We start from the raw sequence: 4035 nt of genomic DNA, 5'->3' as shown, positions 1-4035 counted from the left end.
CGCCCGCACCGGCACCGGCACCGGCACCGGCACCGGCACCGGCGCCCGCACCCGCCCCCGTCGGCGCGCCCGCCAAGCCCACGCTGCAGATCCAGAACTACGACCATGCCGGCAGCTTCGCGATCGTCTGGAACAAGTGGTGGGGCATCAGCGGCACCTCGTGGGAGCTGTACGAGGACGGCGTCAAGGTCCAGTCCGGCACGCTGGCCGATGTCGGCAACGCCGCCCAGACGGCCACGATCCAGATCACCGGCAAGAAGCTCGGCCTCTACACCTACCAGCTGAAGCTGATCAATGCCGCCGGCGCCACGCTCAGCRATGCCTCGGCCACCACCGTCGGCAACGCCTCGCTGATCGGCATCAAGCAGTGGGATGTCGGCGGCCAGTCGCTGCAGAGCACGCTCGCCCCCGGCGCCGTCACGCTCGACCTCAGCGTCTCCGGCGTCGCCTACCCGAGCTTCACGGTGGCCTCCAACAACCCGAAGGTCGCGACCGCCTCGGTCAGCGGCAGCAAGCTCACCGTCAATGCGCTCGGGGCCGGGCGCGCCGGCATCCGCATCGTCGATGGCAACGGCAACGGCCGCTGGGTCGGCGTGCGCGTGAAGAAGCCCGACGGCAGCCTGCCGGGCCTGCCGGCGCACGTGTCGATCGGCTCGGTTTCGGACGACGGGGCGAGCGCGCTCGCCAACTGGCAGAACTTCGGCAGCGGCGACCTGAACACCCGCGCCGACCTGCGCTACATCTACCTGAACGGCGGCGCCTCGGTGCCCGGCAACACCAGCTGGTGCACCTGGACGACGGTGCCGTGCTTCCGCGCCACCAACTTCATCCGCGAGTCGAAGAAGCTCGGGATGATCCCGGTCTTCGTGTTCTACAACATCGCCGACGGCGGCGAGAGCTACCCGACCGACCTCGCCCACATCCAGGACGCGACCTACATGGGCGCGTATTTCAAGGACTGGGTCAAGACCATCGATATCGCCAACACCGAGGCCGGCGATGACCCGGTGGGCTACGTGATCGAGCCGGACTTCATCGGCTACATGATGCAGAACTCCGGCCTGCAACCGTCGCAGATCATGGCGCGCGTGGACCAGGCGTACACCGCCGGCGTGCTCACCTCGGCCGACCCGCAGTTCCCGAACACGCTCGAGGGTCTCGTCAAGGCGGTCAACTACCTCGTGCAGAAGCGCAGCCGCAACGCGTGGTACGGCTGGCAGATCAACATCTGGAGCGATGCGCAGAGCGGTGCCTCGACCAACGGGCTGATGCACATCACCGACAGCGCCGAGAAGGGCTGGGCGGCCGGCCGGCCGTTCATCGCCGCCAGCGCGCAGCGGGTCGCGAACTACTACAACGCGGCCGGCATCACGAGCTACGGCGCGAGCTTCATCTCGTTCGACAAGTACGGCTACGACGGCGGCGCTGCCGGCAACGCGAAGTGGCAGTTCAACGCCGACCACTGGAACAACTACCTGTACTACGTGCAGACGCTGAACGCCGCGCTGAAGAAGCCGGTGGTGCTGTGGCAGCTGCCGGCCGGCCACGTGAACGGCTCGGTCGGCACCAACCCGGCCACCGGCGCGCCGTTCGCGACCTTGACCAACGCCACCAGCAAGCACTACGAGGACACCGCGCCGACGTACTTCTTCGGCGACACCTTCACCGCGACGCCGAGCGTGTTCGCCGCAAGCTACTACAAGACCAACGCGGCCGGCGATCCGAAGGTGACGTCGAACGGTGCGCAGATCACCTGGGGCAGCCACCTGCAGGAGGCGAAGAATGCCGGCGTGGTGTCGCTGATGTTCGGCGCCGGTGTCGGCGATTCGACCGACAACATCGGCCTCGGCAACCAGCCGCTGACCGACGACCGCTGGTGGCTCGTCAAGGCGAACCGCTACCTGCAGGGCGCGGTCGTGCCGCTGCCCTGATCGCCAGCAGCGCCAGCAACAGCGCCGCGGCCGCCACCGCGAACGCGGCGCTGAGCCAGGGCACGGCGCCGGCCTCGTCGCCCTCGACGATGAACGACGCCATCAGCGGCCCGAAGGCGCTGCCCAGCAGCTGGGCGGCCGGCACCAGCCCGGCCAGCCGGCCGCTGGTGTCGGTGCCGAAGGCCAGGCCGATGTGGAACGGCAGCATGAACATCCACACGAAGCCGAACACCGCGCAGCCGAGCGCGAAATCGAACGAGCGCCCGGCCGGCAGCGCGTGCAGCGTCAGCATCACCGCGGCCAGCACCGCCGAGCAGGCGACCAGCGTCGGCCGCGCCGGCAGCCGACCGACCGCAACCGTGGCGAGGCTGCCGCCGATCACCTGCATCACCAGCACGCCGGCGATCAGCGTCTGCGCAGCCTTCGCATCGAAGCCCGCCGCCTTGCCCAGCGGCTCGAGGTAGGCCCAGAACGAGCCCAGCGTGGCCAGCTGGAGAAACGCCACCGCCAGCGGCAGCAGCGTGGCCACCGACCAGCGGAAGCCCGAGACCGCCGGCGCCACCAGCGGCGCGAGCCGCGCCGGTTGCCGGAAGGCCAGCACGCACGGCAGCAGCGACAGCACGGCCAGCGCCGCGAAACCGCCCTGCCACCCGGCACGCGGGATCACCGCATGCGCGAGCAACGCGCCGAGCGCCGCCTGCGCGATCGTCTGCACGACGAAGAAGATGCCGCCGATGCGCGCCGGGTTGGCGCTGCGCACGATGACGCCGGTGGTGCCCCAGACGAGCACGCCTTCGGCGAGGCYCGCGGCGGCACGCACGGCGGTCATCGCGGCATCGCCCGAGGCGCGCATCGTCAACAGGTCGAGGCACGCGGCCAGCACGGCGGCGGCCAGCGTGATGCGCCGCAACTGCGCGCCCGGCAACAGCGCATCGCCGAGCGCGACGCCGAGGCCCAGCATGATGATCTCGGCCATCGCGACGATGCCGACGCCCTCCAGGCTCACCTGCTTCGCATCGACCAGCTCGCCGAGCAGGATCGGCTGCACGCCGATCATCAGCACGGCGATGGTGCCGACGGCCAGCGCCGCGGCGATCTGGCGTGACGGCATCGTCGGGGCGTCGTTCGCGGGCATGCAGGTCTCCTCGTGGCGGTGTTTCAGTATCCCTTGCTCTCTTCGGGCAGCAGGCCCTGCGCGAAGCGCGCTTCGGCCCGCGAGGCATCCTTTCGCAGGCGGCCGTTGGCAATCCAGCGCACCCACCACGGCAGCGCGCGCACGCGGCCGCCGGTGGCCACCGCGAGCACATGCGCCTTCGCGCATTTCTCGAACAGCTCGGCGTTCAGCGCGAGGCGCGTCGCGGTGGTGCCCAGGCACAGCGGGCGGCGCTGCACCAGCAGCACGTTGCCGCGGTGTTGTTGCAGCGAGCGTGCCAGGGTCTGCGGCGGCGTGGCGGTCGACGCAGGCGGGGCCATCGGGCCGAGGTGACGGGCCTGTTCGTCGAACAGCTGCGGCATCGTGCCGCCGAAATCGGCCAGCGCGACGCCGAACGACCCGCCCCCCCATCCGATGGCCCCCACGTCAGGGCGTGCGCGGTAGACCGCGGCATGGGCGCCCTCTTCCCCTCCTTCGTTGTCTTGATGCAGCGGCAGGCGCCGCGGTGTGGCCTGCGTCGCGCCGCCGAACCACATCGCCGCCGCGCCCGGCACGCGCAGCGAGAGGCTCGCCTCGGCACCGCCCAGCAATTGCTTGCGCTGCAGGCGTTCGCGCAGCTGCAGCCATTGGGTGCGCAGGATCTCGTCGGTGGTCATACCAGCTTGAACACGTCGTCGAAGCGATTGAGGGCGTCGTCGATCACCTCGTCGGTGTCGGCCAGGCTGGTGTAGAGGCGGCTGCCGGCCAGCGTGATCAGCCCGTGCGCGGTGTAGGCCGCGCCCATCTCTTCCATCATGTGCTTGCGGGCCTTGGCCTCGTCCTTCGCGCGATACAGCTTGTACAGGCTGCTGGTGTCCATCAGCAGCACGCCCGAGGTCTGCAGGTGCACGATCGAGCCCAGGTTGTAGACCACGTACGGCAGGCTGCGCGCCGCGATGATCGCCTCCAGCC

Annotated in this window: 3 protein-coding genes and 1 pseudogene; 1 reads left to right on the top strand and 3 read right to left on the bottom strand. The window is 70.1% G+C overall.

Annotation, left to right across the window (positions count from 1 at the left end):
* A partial coding sequence (locus tag AC1D01_RS23730; RefSeq protein ID WP_477870700.1) for a chitinase N-terminal domain-containing protein occupies window positions 1-1931 on the top strand: 1931 nt, incomplete at its 5' end.
* On the opposite strand, the gene AC1D01_RS23725 is transcribed toward AC1D01_RS23730, so the two are convergent.
* From AC1D01_RS23725 to AC1D01_RS23715, 3 genes and pseudogenes are all read right to left on the bottom strand, one after another.
* On the bottom strand, window positions 1885-3066 hold the full coding sequence (locus AC1D01_RS23725) for an MFS transporter (RefSeq protein ID WP_477870698.1): 1182 nt from the start codon (window positions 3064-3066) through the stop codon (window positions 1885-1887). The genes AC1D01_RS23730 and AC1D01_RS23725 overlap by 47 nt on opposite strands.
* A 23-nt stretch (window positions 3067-3089) precedes the next feature.
* Entirely contained in the window at window positions 3090-3740 is a 651-nt protein-coding gene (locus AC1D01_RS23720) for a class II aldolase/adducin family protein (RefSeq protein WP_477870696.1), read from the bottom strand.
* Window positions 3737-4035: pseudogene (locus tag AC1D01_RS23715) on the bottom strand (aspartate aminotransferase family protein); the annotation flags it as partial. The pseudogene AC1D01_RS23715 and the gene AC1D01_RS23720, both read right to left, overlap by 4 nt.

It is taken from the genome of Rhizobacter sp. P3_B12 (genome assembly GCF_056402895.1).
The sequence above is the reverse complement of the archived record's forward strand: the minus strand, read 5'-3'. Positions and strand labels throughout refer to the sequence as shown.

Coding starts and splice junctions, on each gene's coding strand:
- AC1D01_RS23720 (WP_477870696.1), bottom strand. CDS start 3,740: ATGACCACCGACGAGATCCTGCGCACCCAATGGCTGCAGCTGCGCGAA.